The 3,913-nt window shown below is 33.7% G+C and carries 4 protein-coding genes and 2 pseudogenes; 5 read left to right on the forward strand and 1 reads right to left on the reverse strand.

The window, feature by feature from the left end:
- The 5 genes and pseudogenes from ACVRZD_RS10425 to ACVRZD_RS10445 form a co-directional block, all read left to right on the forward strand.
- Positions 1–108: pseudogene (locus tag ACVRZD_RS10425) on the forward strand (IS30 family transposase); the annotation flags it as partial.
- A gap of 14 nt (positions 109–122) precedes the next feature.
- The gene (gene mreC / locus ACVRZD_RS10430; protein ID WP_447450493.1) at positions 123–824 is read left to right on the forward strand and encodes a rod shape-determining protein MreC; all 702 of its coding nucleotides are present in this window, start codon (positions 123–125) and stop codon (positions 822–824) included.
- Between the two features lie 2 nt (positions 825–826).
- Positions 827–1,315: a rod shape-determining protein MreD gene (gene mreD / locus ACVRZD_RS10435; RefSeq protein WP_080730885.1), complete on the forward strand. Its 489-nt coding sequence runs from the start codon at positions 827–829 to the stop codon at positions 1,313–1,315.
- A 107-nt stretch (positions 1,316–1,422) separates the two neighbouring features.
- The gene (pcsB, locus tag ACVRZD_RS10440) at positions 1,423–2,682 is read left to right on the forward strand and encodes a peptidoglycan hydrolase PcsB (RefSeq protein WP_037627699.1); all 1,260 of its coding nucleotides are present in this window, start codon (positions 1,423–1,425) and stop codon (positions 2,680–2,682) included.
- 109 nt (positions 2,683–2,791) lie between these two features.
- Entirely contained in the window at positions 2,792–3,754 is a 963-nt protein-coding gene (locus ACVRZD_RS10445; RefSeq protein WP_037627702.1) for a ribose-phosphate diphosphokinase, read from the forward strand.
- Positions 3,755–3,795: 41 nt separating this feature from the next.
- Here the strand turns inward: ACVRZD_RS10445 and ACVRZD_RS10450 are convergent.
- Positions 3,796–3,913 (reverse strand): annotated as a pseudogene (locus tag ACVRZD_RS10450) (IS30 family transposase); the annotation flags it as partial.

Raw genomic sequence — 3,913 nt, forward strand, 5'->3', positions numbered from 1 at the left:
AAGAATGCGACCCTAAAACAGGTCGCATTCATTGAAAATTGGATAAATAACTATCCTAAAAAAATACTAGATTATAAATCTCCTAAAGAGTTTTTACTAAATGGCTAACTTGAACTTGTAATTTGCCTTTATCAAAAATTGATCAATTTGTAGCAATTCCTTTTAATTCGACCAAAAATTTTGTAAATGATTTCAAAGGGTTAGTGAATGCTCAGAAAGAGAATAAACAACTGAAGAAACAAATTGCTGAACAATCTCTTTCTATTGAGCAATATAATAGTTTGAAAAGAAAAAATAATTCGTTAAAAGATTTACTTAATCTTAAGGTTGACAACTCATTTAGGAAAGTTAGTCAAATTTTAGTAAGAAGTCCTAATAATTGGTCTGACGCTATTATTATTGATGGGGGAAAAAAGTCTGGCTTCAAAAAATTTATGATTGTCGTTGATGGAAAATCTATGATTGGTAAAATAACAAATGTTTCAGAAGTAAGTTCTCATGTTGATTTACTTACAAATGGGAAGAACTTTAATTTACCAATTAAAATTGTTGGTAAAAAGGAAACAATTTATGGTAATTTAAAAACTTATAATAAAGAAGAAAATCTAATGTTATCAAGTGAGTTTAATTCTAATGCTTCCATTATGCCAGACGATAAAGTATATACTAGTGGATTAGATGGTGAAACAGTTGGAGACATTACCATTGGCAAAGTTGTTAAAGAAGTTAGATCCGATGATAAGTTAGGTCGCAAAATTTTTATTTCTTTAAGTGGAAATTTTAATAATCTTGATTATTTATATGTTTTAGGAAGAGACAAATAGTTATGAAACAATTAAAAGCTATATTATTTTTCTTCTTATTAATTTTCCTGATGCTTATAGATTCTCATCTGTCTGAAGTAATCAATATATTTTTTACCAATGATATTCATTTTTCTACTTTTTTATTCTTTATTTGTTTGTATTTCATTTGTCATCGTATTCATTATTCTTTTGCATTACTAATTTCATTGCTTTTGGGAATGGGATACGATTACTATTACTTTGATTATCTTGGGATAATGGTGATTGCTTTACCAGTTTCGATTTCGTTTTTGTATCTATTTGTAAAATATTTGGAAGAAAAATCAAAAGCACAACGGATTGTATTGTTTTCAATTTGTTTATTTTTATTAAATTTTATTAGTTTCGTCATTGCATATTTTCTAGGTTTTACAAGCTTTTCATGGACTTTCTTTATTACTTATAATTTATTTCCAAGTTTAATTCTTAATATTTTATTTTTTGTAATAATAGATACCTATAGTAAGTGATTTTATTATTGATTATTACATATAACTGTAACACATGCGTAATATTATTTCTTGTATTTTTTGGTACAATATAAGATGTCTTATCGAAAAGGAGTAGTTTTTTTAAAATGAAAAAGAGAATTTTATCAGCCGTTCTTGTAAGTGGTGTTACCCTTGGAGCAGCAACAACAGTTGGAGCAGATGATTTTGACTCGAAAATTGCTGCACAGGATAGTATTATTACAAATTTGACTGCAGAACAAACTGCGGCTCAAGCGCAAGTGTCTGCACTTCAAGGTCAAATTGGAACATTACAAAGTCAGCAAGATAGTCTAGCACTTGAAAATGAAGCTCTTCAGGCTAAATCAGCTAAATTAGCAGAAGAAATTCAAGCACTTTCTAGTAAAATTGTTGCACGCAATGAAGCTTTAAAGAAACAAGCACGTAGCGCACAAAAAGGTGCTACTACAACTAGCTATTTAAATACACTTTTAAATTCTAAGTCTGTATCAGATGCTATTAATCGTGTAGTTGCTATTCGTGAAGTTGTTTCAGCAAATGCAAAAATGTTGAATCAACAAAAAGCAGATAAAGTTGAACTTAACAAAAAACAAGCTGAAAACCAAGATGCTATTAATACTGTAGCAGCTAATATGAAAACCATTGCAGCTAATAAAGTTTCTTTAGAAACTCAACAAGCAGGTTTAGAAGTTGCTAAATTAGATTTATCAGCAAAAATGGCAACAGCTCAAAATGAAAAAGCTACTCTAGTTTCTCAAAAACAAGAAGCTGAAGTTAAAGCTGCAGAAGCTGCAAAAGCACAAGCCGCTGCAGAAGCTGCTGCACAAGCACAAGCACAAGCGCAGGCTGAGTCTGTTGCACAAGCACAAGCTGCTATGACTGCACAACAATCAGTAGCTCCTGTTGCAGAAGTTGTTGCTTCAGTACAAACTCCAGCACCAGCTGCACAAACAGCTGCTCCTGTACAAACAGTAGCTCCAGCAGCACCAACTCGCTCAGTAGCGCCAGCACCAGCTGTACAGACTGTTTCAACTCCTAGAGTTACTTACGGAACTGCAAATACATATCCAATAGGACAATGTACTTGGGGTGTTAAGTCACTTGCACCTTGGGTTGGAGATTACTGGGGTAATGGTGGACAATGGGCAGCATCTGCAGCAGCAGCAGGTTACAGAATTAGCTCAACTCCAGTAGTTGGATCAGTAGCTGTATGGGGTGGAGGCTATGGACACGTAGCTTTAGTTACATCTGTTCAAAGTTCTTCAAATATCCAAGTTATGGAATCTAACTATGCTGGAAATATGTCAATCGGTAACTACCGTGGATGGTTCAATCCTAATGGTGCCGTATACATTTTACCAAACTAAAAAATATCGACCAGCTTCAGCTGGTCTTTTTTTATGAAATCCTAAAATCATTTGAAATATTGAGGTAAAAGGGTTAAAATGGTATAGGATTAAAACTTTGGAGGAAAAAATGTCTTATTCTGATTTAAAATTGTTTGCTTTATCTTCAAACAAAGAATTGGCTGAACGCGTAGCTTTATCAATGGGGATTCAATTGGGGAAATCTACTGTTCGTCAGTTTTCTGATGGAGAAATTCAAGTAAACATTGAAGAGTCGATTCGTGGTCATCATGTGTTTATTTTACAATCAACAAGTTCACCTGTTAATGATAACTTGATGGAAATCTTAATAATGGTAGATGCACTTAAACGTGCCAGTGCTGAAAAAGTTAGTGTTGTCATGCCTTATTATGGATATGCTCGCCAGGATAGAAAAGCGCGTTCAAGAGAACCTATTACTTCTAAACTTGTAGCTAATATGTTAGAAGTTGCTGGGGTTGATCGTTTACTAACAGTTGATTTACATGCGGCTCAAATTCAAGGCTTTTTTGACATTCCTGTTGATCACTTGATGGGTGCACCATTAATTGCAGACTATTTTGATCGTCATGGTTTAGTTGGTGATGATGTGGTTGTTGTCAGTCCTGATCACGGAGGTGTGACTAGAGCACGTAAATTGGCACAGTTCCTTCAAACACCGATTGCAATTATTGACAAACGTCGTAGTGTTGATAAAATGAATACATCAGAAGTTATGAACATTATTGGTAATGTTGCAGGCAAAAAATGTATTTTGATTGATGATATGATTGATACGGCCGGTACTATTTGTCATGCGGCTGACGCACTTGCTGAGGCTGGTGCAACTGAAGTTTATGCTTCTTGTACTCACCCTGTTTTATCAGGCCCTGCGATGGATAATATTGAGAAATCAGCGATTAAGAAATTAATTGTTTTAGATACTATTGCAATATCTGAGGAACGTTTAATTGATAAAATTGAAATGATTTCAATCGCTGACTTGATTGCGGATGCCATTATTAGAATTCATGAAAAACGTCCATTATCACCATTGTTTGAAATTGAAAAATAATAGATGGAGTAGTCATAGTGACGGCAAATTATAAGTTCAAGTTAGCCAGCCAAGAAAAACTCTTTTGGAGATTTGTAACCTAGTATTTTTTTAGGATAGTTATTTATCCAATTTTCAATGAATGCGACCTGTTTTGGGGTCGCATTCTTGCTTCCCTTA

This window comes from Streptococcus hongkongensis (genome assembly GCF_053206145.1).

What these genes read in the sequence shown, in the direction of transcription:
- ACVRZD_RS10445 (WP_037627702.1), top strand. Translation starts at nt 2,792, where the DNA reads ATGTCTTATTCTGATTTAAAATTGTTTGCTTTATCTTCAAACAAAGAA.
- pcsB (WP_037627699.1), top strand. Translation starts at nt 1,423, where the DNA reads ATGAAAAAGAGAATTTTATCAGCCGTTCTTGTAAGTGGTGTTACCCTT.
- mreD (WP_080730885.1), top strand. Translation starts at nt 827, where the DNA reads ATGAAACAATTAAAAGCTATATTATTTTTCTTCTTATTAATTTTCCTG.